We start from the raw sequence: 16,734 nt of genomic DNA, 5'->3' as shown, positions 1-16,734 counted from the left end.
CACCCGGCCCACCCGCCCTTCGGTCCGCCGCTCGGCGCGCCCGCCGGTCCGCCGGCAGCGTCCCGGCCGGCCGCGGTCCGGCTCGCCTGCGTGGTGACCTGGTTGTTCACCACGATGACGGCGCTCGGGTCCCTGATCGCGATCGCGGCGATGGCCGCGAACGGCGACGCCGTCGTCGACATGGTCCAGAAGAGCGAGAACTGGGACGCCGGCGTGGACGCGGCCGACCTGCTCGCTCCCGCGATCACGGCCTCCGCGATCGTCCTGCTCTGGTGCGTCGGGGCCGCCGTCCTCGCCTGGTTCACCTGGCGCGGTCACGCCTGGGCCTGGGCGATGCTGATCGCCTCGACCCTGATGGCGGGCCTGTTCTCGGTGCTGCTCGCGGCGTCGTTCCTGCCACTGCTCGCCTGGACCGCGGCCGCCGGCCTCGTCCTCGGCTGGCTGACCCGGCGGCCCACCCGGCAGTGGTTCACCCAGCGGCCGGGCTCCGCAGGCTCCGGGCGGCCGCCAGTCGGTCCAGTCCCTCCTCGATGACCTCGGCCCGCTTGCAGAACGCCCAGCGCACCAGGTGCCGGCCCTCCTCCAGGTCGTCGTAGAACACCTGGGACGGGATCGCGACCACGCCGGCCCGCTCCGGCAGGGCGGCGCAGAAGGCCCGCCCGTCGGCGTACCCGTACGCCGACACGTCGGTCGTGACGAAGTACGTCCCCGCCGGCCGGTGGACGGTCATGCCGAGGTCGGCCAGGCCGGCGCAGAGCCGGTCCCGCTTGGCGCGCAGGTCGGCGGCGAGCGCCTCGTGGAAGGCGTCGTGCTCGTTCAGGGCGAGCGCCACGGCCGGCTGCAGCGGCGCGCCGGAGGAGTAGCTGAGCCAGTTCTTCGCGCCCTCGACGGCGGCGACCAGGTGCTCCGGCCCGCTGGCCCAGCCGATCTTCCAGCCGGTCACCGAGAAGGTCTTCCCGGCGCTGGAGATCGTCAGCGTGCGGTCGAACATCCCGGGCAGCGTGGCCAGCGGGACGTGCGGTGGCTCGAAGGTGAGGTGCTCGTAGACCTCGTCGGTGACGACGACCAGGTCGTGCTCGATCGCCAGCGCGGCCACGCCCTCGAGCTCGGCGCGGGTGAGCACGGTGCCGGTGGGGTTGTGCGGGGTGTTGAGCAGGATCAGCCGGGTCCGCGGCGTGATCGCGGCGGCGAGCACGTCGAGGTCGAGCCGGAAGTCCGGGGCGCGCAGGGTGACCGGGCGGCGTACCGCGCCGGCCATCTGGATCATCGCGACGTAGGAGTCGTAGTACGGCTCCAGCACGACCACCTCGTCGCCGGGGTCGACCAGGCCGAGCAGGGCGGCGGCGATCGCCTCGGTGGCACCGGTGGTGGCGACCACCTGTGCCCGGGTCAGCTCCAACCCGTAGTGCCGGCGCTGGTGGCCGATCACCGCGTCCAGCAGCTCGGGGGTGCCGTGCCCCGGCGGGTACTGGTTGCGGCCGCCGCGCACCGCCGCCACCGCGGCCTCGAGGACCTCGGCGGGTCCGTCCTCGTCCGGGAAGCCCTGGCCGAGGTTGACCGAGCCCGTCCGCACGGCGAGCGCGGACATCTCGGCGAAGATCGTCGAGCCGATACCGCTGAGACGGAGTGCGTGTTCAGCCATGCCGTCGACGGTAGTGGTTCACAATGTCCGCGTGAGTGACGACCAGAACGACGTGGCCGTGGCCGACGGCCCGGCCGAGGTGGATCCGGGGACCCGGAAGCCCCGCCGCAGCACCGGCCGCCGGATCACCCTCTGGATCGGGATCGGGATGATCCTGGCCGGCCTCGGCCTGCTGGCGTACGTCGCCTGGCAGCTGTGGGGGACCAACTGGGTCTCCAAGCGCCAGCAGCGCGAGATCACCTCGCAGCTCGAGCAGGACTGGGCCAACGGCCAGGGTTGCGACAAGTTCTGCCCGAAGGGCGAGGCGTCGGCGCTGATCCGGATCCCCAAGTTCGGCCGCGACTACGTCGTCCCGGTGCTCGAGGGCGTCACGCCCGACATCCTGGCCAAGGGCTTCGGCCACTTCGAGGAGTCCGCCGGCCCCGGCCAGATCGGCAACTACGCCCTCGCCGGCCACCGGGTCACCCACGGCGAGCCGCTGCGGCACATGCCGGACCTGCGCCCCGGCGACAAGGTCATCGTGGAGACCCGCAAGGTCACCTACACCTACGTGCTCGACACCGACCCCAACGACCTGATCGTCTCCTTCACCAACGTCTGGGTGGTCGACCCGCTGCCGACGAACCCGAAGGGCGGCGTGCAGCCCAAGCAGGTCAAGGGCCAGCGACTGATCACGCTGACCACCTGCTCGGAGATCTTCCACACCGACAACCGGATGATCTCGTTCGGGCACCTGGTCAAGAGCACTCCCAAGACCGCTGGATAGCCTCCTGCCATGACTGATCGCGACGTCCTCCTCGACCAGGTCAACAGCAAGGCGATCGTGCGTGGCAAGGTCACGCTCTCGTCGGGCCGTGAGGCCGACTACTACGTCGACATGCGCCGGGTCACCCTGGACGCGGCCGCGGCGCCGGCGATCGGGCGCACCATGCTCGAGCTCACCGCCGACTGGGACTTCGACGCCGTCGGCGGGCTGACGTTGGGCGCGGACCCGGTCGCGGTCGCGATGATGCACCAGGCCGCGGTCGCCGGCCGGACGCTGGACGCGTTCGTGATCCGCAAGGCCCAGAAGGTGCACGGGCTGCAGAAGCTCATCGAGGGCCCGGACGTCGCCGGACGCCGGGTGCTGGCCGTCGAGGACACCTCCACCACCGGCGGGTCTGTCCTCGAGGCGGTCGCCGCGCTGCGGGCGGCCGGTGCCGACGTGGTCGGCGTCGCGGTGATCGTGGACCGCGACACCGGGGCGCGGGAGGCCGTCGAGGCCGAGGGCCTGCAGTACCGCTACGCGGTCGGGATCTCAGACCTCGACATCTGAGACGTCGGGGCCCGCGCTCTTCGGGGTGGCGTCGTGCCGGCGGTGCCGGCGACGCTTCAGCCACTCGAAGGCGATCGGGATCACCGTGATGGCCAGGATGACCAGGATGGCCTTGTCGATGTTGTCGCCCAGGCCGGGGTACTGCTGGCCGAGCAGGTAGCCGAGCAGTGTGATGATCGTGACCCAGAAGACGGCGCCGACCGCGCTCCACATCATGAACCGGCGGCGGTCCATCTTCGCGACGCCCGCGACCACGGTCACGTAGGTCCGCACGAACGGCACGAACCGGCCGATCACCAGGGCCTTGTTGCCGTGCTTGGCGAAGAACTCCTGGGTCTCGTCGAAGTACTTCCTCTTCAGGATCCGGCCGTCCCGCTGCGCGAGCGGTGGCCCGATCTTCCGGCCGATCTCGTAGCCGGTGACGTTGCCGAGGAACGCCGAGACGGTGAGGATCGCGATCGCCACGACCAGGTCGACCGGCTTGCTGGTCCCAGGGACGACCTCGATGCGGTCGGTGGCGATGAACAGGCCCATCGCGAACAGCAGGGTGTCACCGGGGAGGAACGGGAAGAAGAGCCCGCACTCGACGAAGATGATCGCGACGCTGATCCAGAAGAACTCCTGGCCGAACTGGTCGAGCCACCAATTCGGGTCCATCCAGTTCATGCCGGCGAACTGCACCACGTCGAGGATCACGCGGCGAGACTATCTGGCCAGCCTGAACGGCGGCTGACGTACCGGCAGCGCCTAGGGTTCGTGCGTGAGCGATGCCGAGCCGGGGACGCCCCATCTGTCCGATCCCGGGCCTGATCCCGGGCCCGATCCTGGACCTGATCGTGGGCGCGCGCCGTACGACCCGATGCCGCACGGACCGGCCGAGGTCGGTGTCGGCCCCTGGCCCGGACCGTGGCCGGCCGACGCGCGCTACGACCCCGAGCTGCTGGCCGGCGGCGACCGCCGCAACGTGGTCGACCGGTACCGCTACTGGACGGTCGAGGCGATCGTCGCCGACCTCGACACCCGCCGGCACGACTTCCACGTGGCGATCGAGAACTGGCAGCACGACTTCAACATCGGGACGATCGTGCGCAGCGCCAACGCGTTCCTCGCCGCCGAGGTGCACATCGTCGGCAACCGGCGCTGGAACCGGCGCGGCGCGATGGTCACCGACCGCTACCAGCACGTCCGGCACCACGCGACCGCCGCGGACCTCGCCGACTACCTGCACCACCACCTCTCCGGGCCGGTGCGCCTGCTCGGCATCGACAACCTGCCGGGCTCCGAGCACCTGGAGACGATGGAGCTGCCGAGGAAGGTCTGCTTCCTCTTCGGCCAGGAGGGACCCGGCCTCTCCGACGGCGCCCGCGCGGCCTGCGACGGGACCTTCTCGATCGCGCAGTTCGGGTCGACCCGCTCGATCAACGCCTCCGCCGCCGCGGCGATCGCGATGCACACCTGGGTCCGCGCGTACGCCGATCTCGGCGGCGACGCCTGGCGGGGGTGACCGGCTCAGCCGAAGAACGACGAGTTGAACAGGCTGACCGGGAAGTTGGACGGGTTGGCGTCGACCAGGGTGCCGACCGCCGCCAGGGCGGCGATCCCGAGCCCGACGGCGGCGACGACCACCGCGGCCTGGGCGAGGTGGAGAGCCCAGCCGTCGACCGGCCCGCGGCTCGCGTTCAGGGCGAAGGCGACCGTGACCGCCGCGACCGCCACCAGCACCAGGCTGATCAGGAACTGCCCGGCGCGACCGGCCGGGAGCACGTCGCCGATCACCAGGAGCGTCGCCCACGCGATCCGGTTCAGCTGACCCGTGAGCAGGGCGACGGCCAGGGTGAAGGCCGCGATCGCGCGCGCCTGCGGAGTCAGAGTGAGCATGTGCCGACGCTATCCGGCGCTGCGACTAGTGTTGGCCCCATCCGGACCGTTCCCGAGGAGATTTCGCATGCCCATCGCCACCCCCGAGAAGTACGCCGAGATGCTGGACGCGGCCAAGTCGAAGGCGTTCGCCTTCCCGGCCATCAACGTCTCGTCGTCGCAGACGCTGAACGCCGCGCTGCAGGGCTTCGCCGACGCCGGGAGTGACGGCATCATCCAGATCTCCACGGGCGGCGCGGAGTACCTCTCCGGCCCGAACGTCAAGAACATGGTCACCGGCTCCGTCGCGTTCGCCGCGTACGCCGCCGAGGTGGCCAAGAACTACCCGGTCAACATCGCGCTGCACACCGACCACTGCCCCAAGGACAAGCTCGACGGCTTCGTCCGCCCGCTGATCGCGATCAGCAAGGAGCGCGTCGCCCGCGGCGAGGCCCCGCTGTTCCAGTCGCACATGTGGGACGGCTCCGCGGTGCCGATGGACGAGAACCTGAAGATCGCCCAGGAGCTGCTCGCCGAGTGCGCGGCCGCGCACATCGTCCTCGAGGTCGAGATCGGCGTCGTCGGCGGCGAGGAGGACGGCATCGTCGGCGCGATCGACGAGAAGCTCTACACCACCCCCGAGGACGCGCTGGCGACCGTCGCGGCGCTCGGCGTCGGCGAGAACGGCCGCTACATGACGGCGCTCACCTTCGGCAACGTGCACGGTGTCTACAAGCCGGGCAACGTCAAGCTCCGCCCGGAGATCCTCAAGGCCGCGCAGGAGGCCGTCGTCGACAAGCTCGGCCTGGCGGCCGGCTCGAAGCCGTTCGACCTGGTCTTCCACGGCGGCTCCGGCTCGACCCCGGAGGAGATCGCGGCCGCGGTCGACTTCGGCGTGGTCAAGATGAACGTCGACACCGACACCCAGTACGCGTTCACCCGCCCGGCCGCGGCGCACATGTTCACCAACTACGACGGCGTCCTCAAGGTCGACGGCGAGGTCGGCAACAAGAAGGCCTACGACCCACGGGCGTGGGGCAAGGCGGCCGAGGCCGGGATGGCGGCCCGGGTCGTCGAGGCCTGCGAGAACCTCCGCAGCACCGGTCAGGCGGTCGGCTGAGCCTGACCGCTCGCCGAGTTCGCCGCTGACGGCGACGGCTTCGTCGAGAGCCGGTCCTTGAGTCCGAGGGCCGGCTTCTCGATGTACTTCATCGAGAACGCGGCGATCGCGACGCTGATCACCAGGACCGCCGGGAAGAGCGTCGAGGAGTCGCCGAACAGGCGGTAGCGGCCGATCACCCACACCACCGGGTAGTGCACCAGGTAGACGCAGTAGGAGATCGAGCCGAGCCACGCGACCGGCCGCCAGGCGAGCAGCGCCCCGACGCCGGTGGTGCGGACCCGGTCCAGGTGGAGAAGCAGCAGCGCGGTGAGACCGACCGCGATCGGGGCCTGCCAGAGCAGCGCCTTCTGGTCCGCGAACATCCACCAGGCGTCGGCCACCAGGACCAGGACGCCCATGGCGACGAGCAGCACCCAGCCGGTCCAGCGCCTGCCGGGGCGACCGACCGGGTCCGGCGCGGGCCGGTTCGCGAGCCGGATCGCCACCAGGGCGCCGATCAGCAGCTCCCAGCCACGGCACCACGGCAGGTAGTACGACGCGGGCAGCACGTCCTTCGCGGTCCAGCCGATGAAGACGATGAACAGCACGAAGCTCGACGCGATCGCCGCGCACACCCAGGGCACCAGCCGGCGCCCGGTGCGGAGCAGCCAGGCCAGGACGAGCGGCCAGAGCAGGTAGAACTGCATCTCCACCGCGAGGCTCCAGGTGTGCCCGAACCGGCCGGGCTCGTGGCCGGTGAGCACCACCACGAAGTTCTCGACGTACAGTCCCGCCGCCCCCGCGGTGCCGAGGTAGCCCAGCAGCGTGCCGCCGGCCCCGAGCGCCTGGTAGAAGAACGCGCCGAGCAGCAGGACGAAAGCGAACGCGGGCACCAGCCGGAGCAGGCGTCGCACCCAGAACCGGCCGATGTCGATCGTGCCGGTGCGCTCCCGCTCGCCGAGCAGGATCGTGGTGATCAGGTAGCCGGAGAGGACGAAGAACACGTCCACGCCGAGCCAGCCGCCGGCGAAGAGGGCGACGAAGGAGTGGCAGCCGACCACGCCGAGCACGGCGAAGGCACGGATGCCGTCCAGCTCGGGGCGGTGGTTCATGACGGGAGGTTGGCACGCCCCGCGGGGACCCGTCGCAGATATCCGAAAACGCGACGGGTCGTTTCGGGACTATTCCGGCGAAACCGCTTCGACCGGTGTCGCCGCGGGTGCGGCGTGCGTCGCGGCGCCGTACCCGACGTGCTTCGGCTTCTCGTAGAACATCACCGCAGCGAGGCCGACGAAGTACAGGCTGGCCGGCAGCAGGAACGACTGCTGCATCGCCTTGGAGAACAGCTCGGCCGCCTGCGGGTCGGTGATCTGCGCGGCCCCGGCGTCGCCGTGCGCCGCCGCACCGGGCAGGAAGTGCGAGATCCGGCTGTCCATCATCACCGCGATCGCGGCCGAGCCGACGACCGAGCCGACCTGACGGGTCGCGTTGTAGACGCCGGCGCCGGCGCCGGCCAGGTTCAGCGGCAGGTTGCGGTTCGCGGTCGCGGCGGTCGGCGCCCAGATGAACGCGTTGCCGGCACCGAGGATCACCTGGAACACCGCGATCAGCCAGATCTGCGAGTCCGGCTTGATCTGGGTGGCCAGCGAGAACATGCCGACGATGCTGAGCGCGAAGCCGGTCCCGACGATGATGCGCGGGTGCACCCGGTCGGTGAGATTGCCGACCGGCCGCGCCAGGATGATCGACATGACCGCCATCGGGAAGAGCAGCAGGGCCGACTGCGTCGGCGAGTAGCCGCGTACGGCCTGCGCCCACAGCATCAGCGGGTAGCCCATCGAGACGCCGACGAAGCCCATCACGGTGATCGCGACGTTGGAGACCGAGAAGTTCCGGTCCCGGAAGAGGCTCAGCGGGACCAGCGGCTCCTTCTTGTTGCGGGACTGCCAGAACACGAACAGCGCCAGCGTGAGCACGCCGCCGACGATCATCGCGATGATCCACGGCGCCCAGTCCTCCTGGTGACCCTGCTGGATGCCGAACGCGAGCAGGAAGAGGCCGATGCCGGAGAGCGCGACGCCCAGCCAGTCGAAGCTGTGCTGGTTGGTCGGCAGCGACGGCACCAGGCGCATGGCCAGGACGAAGCCCACGATCCCGACCGGGACGTTGACGAAGAAGATCCACTCCCAGCCGAGGCCGGTGGTGAGGACGCCACCCAGGATCGGGCCGACGACCATGGCCGCGCCCGCGGTGGCGCCCCAGACGGCCATCGCCTTGCCGCGCTCGGCGGCCGGGAAGATCCGGGTGATGATCGCCATCGTCTGCGGCGTGATCATCGAGGCGCCGAGCCCCTGCACGACCCGGGCGACGATCAGCATCGTGATGGTCGTGGTGAGACCGCACCAGAGCGAGGCGAGGGTGAAGACGGTCAGACCGGTCAGGTAGAGCTTCTTCGAGCCGAACCTGTCACCCAGGCGTCCCATGATCAGCACCGGGACGGCGTACGCGAGCATGTAGGCGCTGGAGACCCAGACGACCTCGTTCACGCTGGCGTCCAGCTTCTCGATGATCGTCGGCGTCGCCACCGTCACGATCGTCAGGTCCACCAGGATCATGAAGAAGCCCAGCACGAGCGCGAAGAGCGCGGGCCAGGGCCGGATGTCGGGCTGCGCGGCCGGGGCGCTCGCCGAGGTCTTCGTCTGGGTCACAGACCTAGCCAACACCCGGTCGTGGACAATTACTCCATGACCCCCTCGAATTTCACCGGTAGCGACCTGATGGCCGGCCCGCCCCCGACCCGCCTCCCCGAGGACCCGGCAGCGGCCCCGCTGGCCGCGGGCGAGGACCCGCGGACCGTCGTCACGGCGCACCCCGAGTCCCCGCTCGCCTGGGCGGTGCTGGCCGAGGCCCAGCTGCACGAGGGCTCGGACCCCGTCGTCGCCTACGCGTTCGCCCGCGTCGGCTACCACCGCAGCCTCGACCTGCTGCGCCGCAACGGCTGGAAGGGCCACGGCCCGGTGCCGTGGGACCACGTCCCGAACCGGGGCTTCCTGCGGGCGCTCGCGGCGCTCACCCGTGCCGCCGGCGCGATCGGCGAGACCGCGGAGGAGGAGCGCTGCGGCCAGTTCCTCCGCGACTCCAGCCCCGAGGCGTACGACGCCCTGATGTGATCCCGCGCCCCGCCCGGCCGGGCCATGGACACGGCCGGGCGGAGCGCGTGATGCTGGCGGGCATGGCCGACTACACGCTCGCCGTGAGCGACGTCGAGATCGCCCGCTACCGGCTGATGGCCCAGCACGCTCTCGCCGGCGAGCAGCGTCAGCTGGCCCTGGCCGGGATCGCCGCGGGTGCGGTGGTCGCGGACGTCGGCTGCGGGCCCGCCGCGATGAGCGTCGAGCTCGCCCGGCTCGTCGGCCCGGACGGCCGGGTGACCGGCGTCGAGCGCGCCGACGAGGCCCTCGCCGCGGCCCGCCAGGTCGTCGCGGAGTCCGGCCTGGCGAACGTCGAGCTCCGGCAGGCACCGGCCGAGGCGACCGGACTGCCGCAGGGCGGCGCCGACGTGGTGATGATGCGCCACGTCCTGGCCCACAACGGCGGAGCCGAGCAGGACATCGTCGACCACCTCGCGACGCTGGTCCGTCCCGGCGGGGCGGTGTACCTCGTCGACGTCGACCTCACCGGCATCCGGATGATCGACGGCGACCCCGACCTCGCCGACCTCACCGACCGGTACGCCCGCTTCCACGCGGCCCGCGGCAACGACCCGATGGTCGGCCTCCGGCTCGGCAAGCTCCTCGCCGCCGCCGGGCTCGACGTCGTCGACTTCACCGGGACCTACAACCTGCTCACCGCGGCGCCGGGACTCCGGCCCCCGGTGTGGGCGGCGCGGGCCGCGATGCTCGCCGAGGGCGCCGTGACGCAGGACGACCTCGACCGCTGGGCGGCCGCCTTCGAGCGGATGGACGCCGCGGAGGTGCGCCCGACCATGTTCGCGCCGCTCTTCATCGGCATCGGCCGGCGCGCGGCCCAGGAGTCCTAGGCGTCCTGGCGCGGCACCAGCAGCGAGTACGCCGCCGGCTCGACGTGCCAGGTCCGGCGCCGCTCCGGGCCGCTGGTCTCGCCGTCGGCGCTGATCCAGAACTCGTCGCCGGAGACCGAGACCCGCTCGCCGCGCAGGTAGACCACGTCGCGGCGTTCGGGGTGGGCGCCGCGGACCAGGTCGACCGCGTACCCCAGCCGGGCCAGGGGACCGGTCGCGAAGGAGACCATCACGTCGGCCTTCCCGTCCTCCGGGTCGGCCTCCGGGGTGACCGGCGCGCCCCCGCCCACGGTGGCGCCGTTGCCGACCGCGACCATCAGCAGGTTCTTGTCGACGTCCGCGACCACGACGCCGTCGACCTCGACGCGGAGCCGCACCGAGGACGGGTTCAGCGCCGCGCGGGCCGCCCCCAGCGGGTAGCCGACCAGGCCGAGCCCGAAGGGCCCGAGCCGTTCCTTCCAGGTGGCGCCGTGCTTCGCGGCGAGCGCGCTCGTGCCCGCGTGGACGTTGTTCACGACGACCTCGCCGAGCTCGTCGACGATGAGGTCCATCGGCCGCGGCTCCGCCGCCAGCAGGGCGTGCGCGGCCTCGACCGGATCGGTCGGGAGGCCGACGGTGCGAGCGAAGTCGTTGCCGGTGCCGAGCGGGAGCAGGCCGAGCACCTTGCCGCGCAGGTCGTTGCGGCGGTGCAGCTGCGCGACGACCGCGTGCAGGCTGCCGTCGCCGCCGGCGACCACGATCGGCCGCGACCCGGCCCGGTGCAGGACGCTGTCCAGCTCGCCCGGGTTGCTGGTCTCCGCGACCTCGACCGAGGTGCGCTCGCCGATCACCTCGAGCGCCTCGCCGAGGGCGTCGCTGTTGCCGGCCTCGGCATGGGTGATCAGCAGCAGCGGTTCCACGCCGGACACCGTAGCCGGTGGGTCCCCGGCCCGCGGCAGCGAGGCCGAGGGCCCGGTTCTGGTAACGTGACGCCGCAAGAGCCCCGTGCTGTTGCACGTCGGGCTCGCTGTGTTTTCCGGGCCGGGCGTCCGCCCGCCCTGAGACATCAGGCGGGGCCGCCGGAACACCTGAGGAGGGTGCTCATGCCCGCGATCGTGGTCCTCGGAGCCCAGTGGGGCGACGAAGGCAAAGGCAAGGCGACCGACCTGCTCGCCACCAGCCAGCCCATCGACTACGTGGTCCGCACCAGCGGCGGCCACAACGCCGGTCACACGATCGTCGTCAACGGCGAGAAGTACGCCACCCACCTGCTGCCCAGCGGCATCCTGACCCCCGGCGCGACGTCGGTGATCGCCAACGGCGTCGTCGTCTCGCCGGAGGCGCTCTTCCGTGAGCTCGACGGGCTGATCGAGCGCGGTGTCGAGGTGGCGCAGCTCGTGGTGAGCTCGAACGCGCACGTGATCGCGTCGTACCACCAGACGATCGACAAGGTCTCCGAGCGCTTCCTCGGCAAGAACCAGATCGGCACCACCGGCCGCGGCATCGGGCCGGCGTACGGCGACAAGGTGAACCGCGTCGGCATCCGGGTCGCGGACCTGTTCGACGAGAAGATCCTGCGCCAGAAGGTGGAGGCCGCGCTCGACGTCCGCAACCAGGTGCTGACCAAGGTCTACAACCGGCGCGCGATCGAGGTCGATGCGGTGGTCGAGGAGCTGCTGGCCTACACCGACCGGCTGCGCCCGATGGTCGCCGACACCAGCCTGCTGCTGAACAAGGCGCTCGACGACGGCAGGACCGTGCTCTTCGAGGGCGCCCAGGCGACGATGCTCGACGTCGACCACGGCACCTACCCGTTCGTCACCAGCAGCAGCCCGGTCGCGGGCGGCGTCTGCACCGGCGCCGGCATCGGCCCGACCCGGATCGACCGCGTCATCGGCGTGATCAAGGCCTACTCGACGAGGGTCGGCTCCGGGCCGTTCCCCACCGAGCTCTTCGACGAGGACGGCGAGAACCTGCAGCGGATCGGCGGCGAGGTCGGCGTCTCGACCGGCCGGACCCGCCGCTGCGGCTGGTACGACGCCGTGGTCGCGCGCTACGCCGCCCGGGTCAACGGCCTCACCGACTTCTACCTGACCAAGCTGGACGTGCTCGACACCTGGGAGCGGATCCCGGTGTGCGTGGCCTACGAGGTCGACGGTGTCCGCCACGACGAGATGCCGATGACGCAGACCGAGTTCCACCACGCGACGCCGGTCTACGAGTACTTCGACGGCTGGGGGACCGACATCTCCGGATGCCGCAGCTTCGAGGAGCTGCCGAAGAACGCCCAGACCTACGTCAGGGCGCTCGAGGAGATCTCCGGTGCGCCGTTCTGGGCCGTCGGTGTCGGTCCGGGCCGGGAGCAGACCGTCGTCGTCAACGAGCGCTGACCGCGCGACCGAGGTGGACCGCCTCGAACGGCGGCTCGGCCTGAGGGACGCCGTCTGGATCGGACTCGGGTCGATGGTCGGCGCCGGCGTCTTCGCCGTCTGGGCTCCGGCCGCCGAAGTGGCCGGCTCCTGGCTTCTGGCCGGCCTGCTGCTCGCCGCCGGGGTCGCGTGGTGCAACGCCCGCTCGTCGGCGGTGCTGGCCGCGCGCTACCCCCGCGCGGGCGGCACCTACCTCTACGGGCGCGAGGTGCTCGGGCCGTGGCCCGGCTTCCTGGCCGGCTGGTCCTTCGTGATCGGCAAGACGGCGAGCTCCGCGGCGATGGCACTGACCGCGGCGGCGTACCTGTCGCCCGGGCACGAGCGCGAGGTCGCGGCGCTGGCGGTGCTGGTGCTCACCGCGGTGAACTGCGCCGGCGTGACCCGGACCGCGGCGCTGACCCGGCTGCTGGTCACCCTGGTGATCGCCGGGCTGGTCGTGCTGGTCGTCGTCGGGGCCGTCGCGGTCGGCCGGGAGGGAGCCGGCCCGCGGACCGGACCGCCGGACGGCTGGTACGGCGTCCTGCAGTCGGCCGGACTGCTCTTCTTCGCGTTCGCCGGGTACGCCCGGATCGCGACGCTGGGGGAGGAGGTGCGCGACCCGGAGCGGGTGATCCCGCGCGCCATCCGCGGCGCGTTCACCGGTGCCGTCGTCCTGTACGCCGCTGTCGGAGTGGTCGCGCTCCTGGTCCTGGGCGCGCCCGCGCTGGCGTCGTCCTCCTCGCCGCTGGCCGAGGTGGCCCGGGCGGCGGGTGCCGACGTCCTGGTCCCGGTGGTGCGGGTGCTGGCGGCGCTGGCCGCGCTGGGCGCGCTGCTCGCGCTGGGGGCCGGTGTCGGGCGCACGGCGCTGGCGATGGCGCGCGAGGGTGATCTGCCGAGGGCGCTGGCCGCGGTGCACCCACGATTCGGGACACCGGCCCGGGCCGAGCTGACGGTCGGGACCGTGGTCCTGGTGCTGGTCCTGCTGACCGACCTGCGCGGCGCGATCGGCTTCTCGTCGTTCGGGGTGCTGCTCTACTACCTGGTCGCGAACCTCGCGGCGTACCGGGTGGGGCCCGGGCCGGCGGCCCGCCTTCGCGCGGTGGTCGGCGCGGTCGGGTGCGTGCTGCTCGTGGTGACGCTGCCGCTCGGCGCGGTCGCCGTGGGCGTGCTGGTGCTGCTGGTCGGGGTGACGGGTCGCGCAGTGCGGCGCGGCCGGAGCGCGCCGAAGAATTTGCCGACCGAACCGTAATACCGCGTCCGGTGGCTGCGTCGAAGTCATGTCGACTTCTTCTGCACCGTTAAGGACCGCCCCGTGACTGCTCGCCCTGCCCGTTCGTGGACCGCGCCGACCCGCGCGCTCTACGTCTCCGTCGCGAGTGTCGTGCTCGCCGCCCTGATGGTCGTCCTGCCGACCTCGCCGGCCCTCGCCGCGAACATCGACACGGTGGCCAACACCGCGTTCGTCAACGAGCTCGGCTGCACCGACGCCTCGCTCACCCGGATCACCAGCATGGGTGGCACCGGCTCCACGCTGCCGGCGGACACGAACGCCGCGGGGCTGGTGAACGGCAACGCGACCCAGAACGGACCGGTGTCGACGATCGGCCAGACCTTCACCCTCGGTGACGGCGGCGACGGCTACCCCGACACCGACGAGGCGACGCTGACCGTCGTGCACGGCGACCAGGTCACCAAGGGCAACAACCAGGAGTGGACCGGGATCACCGGCATTCCCCAGTCCGGCACCGCCACCTCCCCGCCGGTCGTCAACCGGCGGACCTGGACCGGTGCGGCGAGCGGCGACGGCGTGAACCGGCTGACGGGGGCCTGGCTGCAGTTCGGCCGCGCCGCCAGCTACGACGACTCCCAGACCGTGCCCGGCGGTGTCGACACCCGCGGCTTCAAGACGCTCAAGATCACGCTGCCGCACGCGGCCAAGCTGCAGTTCAACATCACCGGCATCGACGACGACACCGGCGTGCGCGTGCAGATGTCGAACGGGGGCACCGTCGTCCAGCACACGGCCAAGGCGTACGCCGGGTCGACCTTCCAGGAGCTGACCCAGGCCGCGGCCGGCAACAGCTGGATCTCGACGATCCGGGGGGTCACCGACCAGTACTGGCGCGAGAACGTCGACAACCGCCAGACGGCGTCGTACACCTCGGCCGGCGCGGTCGACACGATCATCATCGGCGGAAGCTTCCAGGGCTCCGCCGGTGCACCGGCCTCGAACGTCGCCATCTCCGACATCTGGGGCTGCCAGGCGCTCGACGCGGTCAAGGCCGGCTCGGTCAGCGGCACCCCCGTCGCCCAGGACGCCTTCGGTACGACGTACCGCACGACCACCACGGTCAAGGTCGGCAACACCGGTGCTGCCGGGGCGCTGCGCGTGTACGGCCCGCAGGTCTCCGACAACCTGGCCAACGCTTTCGGCTCCGGCTCGGGCGCGCCGACCGGCACGATCTCGAACGTCTCGGTCACCGGCGTCGCCTCCGACACGAGCTCGCCCTCCAACGTGGCGGCGTGCACGGCGAACGCCGGCTACACCGGTACCGGGACCAACACCCTGCTGACGGGATCCTCGACCGACTACCTCGACGCGGGGCAGTCCTGCACGATCACCATCAGCGCCGACGTCCGGTTCGCCAACCCGCACGGCGCGATCGCCAAGACGAACCAGGCAGCGACGACCTCCACGGGCGGCAACGCGACCAAGGAGAGCTCGACCAACGGCAACGCGCTGCCCGCGACCGACAAGGGCGACACCGCCTCGACGACGCCGTACGCGTTCCCCTCCGTGCTCGCGCCGGCGGCACCGGTGATCTCGACGCCGGTCAACGGCTCCACCGTCACCGCCTCCTCCCAGGTGGTCTCGGGCACCGGCATCGCGGGCAACACCGTCACCGTCAAGGAGGGCGGGACCACGATCTGCACCACCACGGTGACGGTGGCCGGCACCTGGACCTGCCCGGCGAGCCTGTTCCCGAACGGGGCGCACACGATCAGCGCGACGCAGACCAACCCCATCGGCCTGGAGAGCGGCGCCTCGACGTCGACCTTCACCGTCAACGCGCCGCTGCCCGTGGCGCCGGTCATCATGACGCCGGCGGAGGGCTCGACCACCAACGACGCCAAGCCGGCGATCACCGGCACCGGCACGCCCGGCGACACCGTCACGGTCAAGGAGGGCGCGACCACGGTCTGCACCGCCACGGTCCAGCCGGACGGCTCCTGGTCCTGCGCTCCCACGACCCCGCTGTCCGACGGCGGCCACACCGTGACCGCGACCCAGAAGGACCCGGCCGGGAACACCGGTCCGTCCGACAGCCAGAGCTTCACCGTCGACGCGACCGCGCCCGCTGCTCCCTTGATCACGGGCCCGGCCGAGGGTTCGGTGGTGAACACCACCAAGCCGACGATCACCGGCACCGGTGAGGCGGGCGCGACCGTCAAGGTGACCGACGGATCCGGCGCCACGGTGTGCACCGCGCTCGTTCAGGCGGGAGGCACGTGGTCGTGCATCCCGTCGAGCCCGCTTCCCGACGGTCCGCAGACCCTCACGGCGACGCAGATCGACCCGGCCGGCAACACCAGTGCGCCCGTCAACGTGACGTTCACGGTCGACACGACAGCGCCGGACGCTCCGGTGATCGAAGGCCCGGTTGAGGGTGCGGTGGTGAACACCGCGACGCCGTCGATCACGGGCACGGGTGAGGACGGTGCGACGGTGACGGTCACCGACGCGGGCGGCAATGTCGTCTGCTCCACGAAGGTCAAGGGCGACGGCACCTGGTCGTGTGATCCCACCGCAGGTCTTCCGGAGGGTCAGCAGACGTTGACCGCGACGCAGACCGATCCGTCGGGTAACACGAGCGTGCCTGACCAGGTGACGTTCACGGTCGACAGCGGTGCGCCGAGTCCGCCGGTGATCGAAGGTCCGGCTGAGGGTGCGGTGGTCAACACCACCAAGCCGACGATCAGCGGCACCGGTGAGGCGGACGCGAAGGTGACGGTCACCGACGCGGGCGGCAATGTCGTGTGCTCTGCGACGGTCCAGCTGGACGGCACGTGGTCGTGTGACGCGACGACGGCGCTGCCGGCGGGTGAGCAGACGCTGACCGCGACGCAGACCGATCCGTCGGGGCACACCAGTGCGCCCGACACGGTGACGTTCACGGTCGACACGACCGTGCCGGCCGCGCCGCAGATCACGGGTCCGGCCGAGGGTGCGGTGGTGAACACGACCAAGCCGACGATCACGGGTACTGGTGAGGCGGACGCGAAGGTGACGGTGACCGACGCGGGCGGCAACATCGTCTGCACCGCGACGGTCCAGGGCGACGGCACGTGGGCGTGCGCTCCGACGACGGCGCTGCCGCAGGGTCCGCAGAC

General features: G+C 71.6%; 15 protein-coding genes and 1 pseudogene. 10 read left to right on the top strand and 6 right to left on the bottom strand.

The annotated features are described in order from the left end of the window. Positions 1-534, top strand: a pseudogene (locus tag AB4Y76_RS20925) (hypothetical protein); the annotation flags it as partial. On the opposite strand, the gene AB4Y76_RS20920 reads toward AB4Y76_RS20925, so the two are convergent. Further along, the gene (locus AB4Y76_RS20920; RefSeq protein ID WP_441928857.1) at positions 470-1,642 is read right to left on the bottom strand and encodes a pyridoxal phosphate-dependent aminotransferase; all 1,173 of its coding nucleotides are present in this window, start codon (positions 1,640-1,642) and stop codon (positions 470-472) included. The pseudogene AB4Y76_RS20925 and the gene AB4Y76_RS20920 overlap by 65 nt on opposite strands. A gap of 31 nt (positions 1,643-1,673) precedes the next feature. Here AB4Y76_RS20920 and AB4Y76_RS20915 point away from each other — a divergent pair, with 31 nt between their 5' ends. Both AB4Y76_RS20915 and pyrE read left to right on the top strand, forming a co-directional pair. Then, the gene (locus tag AB4Y76_RS20915) at positions 1,674-2,408 is read left to right on the top strand and encodes a class E sortase (RefSeq protein ID WP_441928856.1); all 735 of its coding nucleotides are present in this window, start codon (positions 1,674-1,676) and stop codon (positions 2,406-2,408) included. Between the two features lie 9 nt (positions 2,409-2,417). Further along, positions 2,418-2,957, top strand: a complete 540-nt coding sequence (gene pyrE, locus AB4Y76_RS20910) for an orotate phosphoribosyltransferase (RefSeq protein ID WP_441928854.1) — start codon at positions 2,418-2,420, stop codon at positions 2,955-2,957. Here pyrE and AB4Y76_RS20905 read toward each other — a convergent pair. Next, a complete protein-coding gene (locus tag AB4Y76_RS20905; protein WP_441928852.1) occupies positions 2,940-3,653 on the bottom strand; it encodes a DedA family protein in 714 nt (237 codons plus the stop codon). The genes pyrE and AB4Y76_RS20905 overlap by 18 nt on opposite strands. 163 nt (positions 3,654-3,816) lie before the next feature. Between AB4Y76_RS20905 and AB4Y76_RS20900 the strand changes: the two genes are divergently transcribed. Next, positions 3,817-4,461 (top strand): TrmH family RNA methyltransferase, encoded by a 645-nt coding sequence (locus AB4Y76_RS20900; RefSeq protein ID WP_441928861.1) that lies wholly within the window; start codon positions 3,817-3,819, stop codon positions 4,459-4,461. 5 nt (positions 4,462-4,466) lie between these two features. Here AB4Y76_RS20900 and AB4Y76_RS20895 read toward each other — a convergent pair whose 3' ends face one another. Beyond that, positions 4,467-4,835: a hypothetical protein gene (locus tag AB4Y76_RS20895; protein WP_441928850.1), complete on the bottom strand. Its 369-nt coding sequence runs from the start codon at positions 4,833-4,835 to the stop codon at positions 4,467-4,469. A 67-nt stretch (positions 4,836-4,902) separates the two neighbouring features. Between AB4Y76_RS20895 and fbaA the strand changes: the two genes are divergently transcribed. Continuing rightward, a complete protein-coding gene (fbaA, locus tag AB4Y76_RS20890) occupies positions 4,903-5,934 on the top strand; it encodes a class II fructose-bisphosphate aldolase (protein WP_441928849.1) in 1,032 nt (343 codons plus the stop codon). Here the strand turns inward: fbaA and AB4Y76_RS20885 are convergent. Then, a complete protein-coding gene (locus tag AB4Y76_RS20885) occupies positions 5,919-7,028 on the bottom strand; it encodes an acyltransferase family protein (protein WP_441928847.1) in 1,110 nt (369 codons plus the stop codon). The two genes, fbaA and AB4Y76_RS20885, sit on opposite strands and share 16 nt — an antisense overlap. A gap of 69 nt (positions 7,029-7,097) precedes the next feature. Beyond that, entirely contained in the window at positions 7,098-8,531 is a 1,434-nt protein-coding gene (locus tag AB4Y76_RS20880; RefSeq protein ID WP_441928859.1) for a DHA2 family efflux MFS transporter permease subunit, read from the bottom strand. Between the two features lie 129 nt (positions 8,532-8,660). Here AB4Y76_RS20880 and AB4Y76_RS20875 point away from each other — a divergent pair, with 129 nt between their 5' ends. Together AB4Y76_RS20875 and AB4Y76_RS20870 are read left to right on the top strand one after the other, a co-directional pair. Next, positions 8,661-9,086 carry a DUF3151 domain-containing protein gene (locus AB4Y76_RS20875; RefSeq protein WP_441928845.1) on the top strand — a complete coding sequence of 142 codons (426 nt, stop codon included), beginning with the start codon at positions 8,661-8,663 and terminating at the stop codon, positions 9,084-9,086. Positions 9,087-9,148: 62 nt separating this feature from the next. Beyond that, entirely contained in the window at positions 9,149-9,955 is an 807-nt protein-coding gene (locus AB4Y76_RS20870) for a methyltransferase domain-containing protein (RefSeq protein ID WP_441928844.1), read from the top strand. On the opposite strand, the gene AB4Y76_RS20865 is transcribed toward AB4Y76_RS20870, so the two are convergent. Beyond that, a complete protein-coding gene (locus AB4Y76_RS20865) occupies positions 9,952-10,854 on the bottom strand; it encodes a diacylglycerol/lipid kinase family protein (protein ID WP_441928842.1) in 903 nt (300 codons plus the stop codon). The two genes, AB4Y76_RS20870 and AB4Y76_RS20865, sit on opposite strands and share 4 nt — an antisense overlap. A 183-nt stretch (positions 10,855-11,037) precedes the next feature. Here AB4Y76_RS20865 and AB4Y76_RS20860 point away from each other — a divergent pair, with 183 nt between their 5' ends. From AB4Y76_RS20860 to AB4Y76_RS20850, 3 genes are all read left to right on the top strand, one after another. After that, entirely contained in the window at positions 11,038-12,324 is a 1,287-nt protein-coding gene (locus AB4Y76_RS20860) for an adenylosuccinate synthase (RefSeq protein WP_441928840.1), read from the top strand. Between the two features lie 13 nt (positions 12,325-12,337). Continuing rightward, the gene (locus AB4Y76_RS20855) at positions 12,338-13,591 is read left to right on the top strand and encodes an APC family permease (protein WP_441928839.1); all 1,254 of its coding nucleotides are present in this window, start codon (positions 12,338-12,340) and stop codon (positions 13,589-13,591) included. Between the two features lie 63 nt (positions 13,592-13,654). After that, on the top strand, positions 13,655-16,734 hold a 3,080-nt coding region (locus AB4Y76_RS20850), incomplete at its 3' end, for an Ig-like domain-containing protein (RefSeq protein ID WP_441928837.1).

This window comes from Marmoricola sp. RAF53 (assembly GCF_052114005.1).
GTDB lineage: Bacteria > Actinomycetota > Actinomycetes > Propionibacteriales > Nocardioidaceae > Marmoricola.
This window is presented reverse-complemented; position numbering and strand designations above follow the sequence as displayed.

Bases quoted from the DNA above. Each gene is read 5' to 3' on its own strand.
- AB4Y76_RS20900 (WP_441928861.1), top strand. From the start codon at position 3,817: ATGCCGCACGGACCGGCCGAGGTCGGTGTCGGCCCCTGGCCCGGACCG.
- AB4Y76_RS20895 (WP_441928850.1), bottom strand. From the start codon at position 4,835: ATGCTCACTCTGACTCCGCAGGCGCGCGCGATCGCGGCCTTCACCCTG.
- AB4Y76_RS20860 (WP_441928840.1), top strand. From the start codon at position 11,038: ATGCCCGCGATCGTGGTCCTCGGAGCCCAGTGGGGCGACGAAGGCAAA.
- AB4Y76_RS20870 (WP_441928844.1), top strand. From the start codon at position 9,149: ATGGCCGACTACACGCTCGCCGTGAGCGACGTCGAGATCGCCCGCTAC.
- AB4Y76_RS20920 (WP_441928857.1), bottom strand. From the start codon at position 1,642: ATGGCTGAACACGCACTCCGTCTCAGCGGTATCGGCTCGACGATCTTC.
- AB4Y76_RS20885 (WP_441928847.1), bottom strand. From the start codon at position 7,028: ATGAACCACCGCCCCGAGCTGGACGGCATCCGTGCCTTCGCCGTGCTC.
- AB4Y76_RS20875 (WP_441928845.1), top strand. From the start codon at position 8,661: ATGACCCCCTCGAATTTCACCGGTAGCGACCTGATGGCCGGCCCGCCC.
- AB4Y76_RS20880 (WP_441928859.1), bottom strand. From the start codon at position 8,531: ATGATCCTGGTGGACCTGACGATCGTGACGGTGGCGACGCCGACGATC.
- fbaA (WP_441928849.1), top strand. From the start codon at position 4,903: ATGCCCATCGCCACCCCCGAGAAGTACGCCGAGATGCTGGACGCGGCC.
- pyrE (WP_441928854.1), top strand. From the start codon at position 2,418: ATGACTGATCGCGACGTCCTCCTCGACCAGGTCAACAGCAAGGCGATC.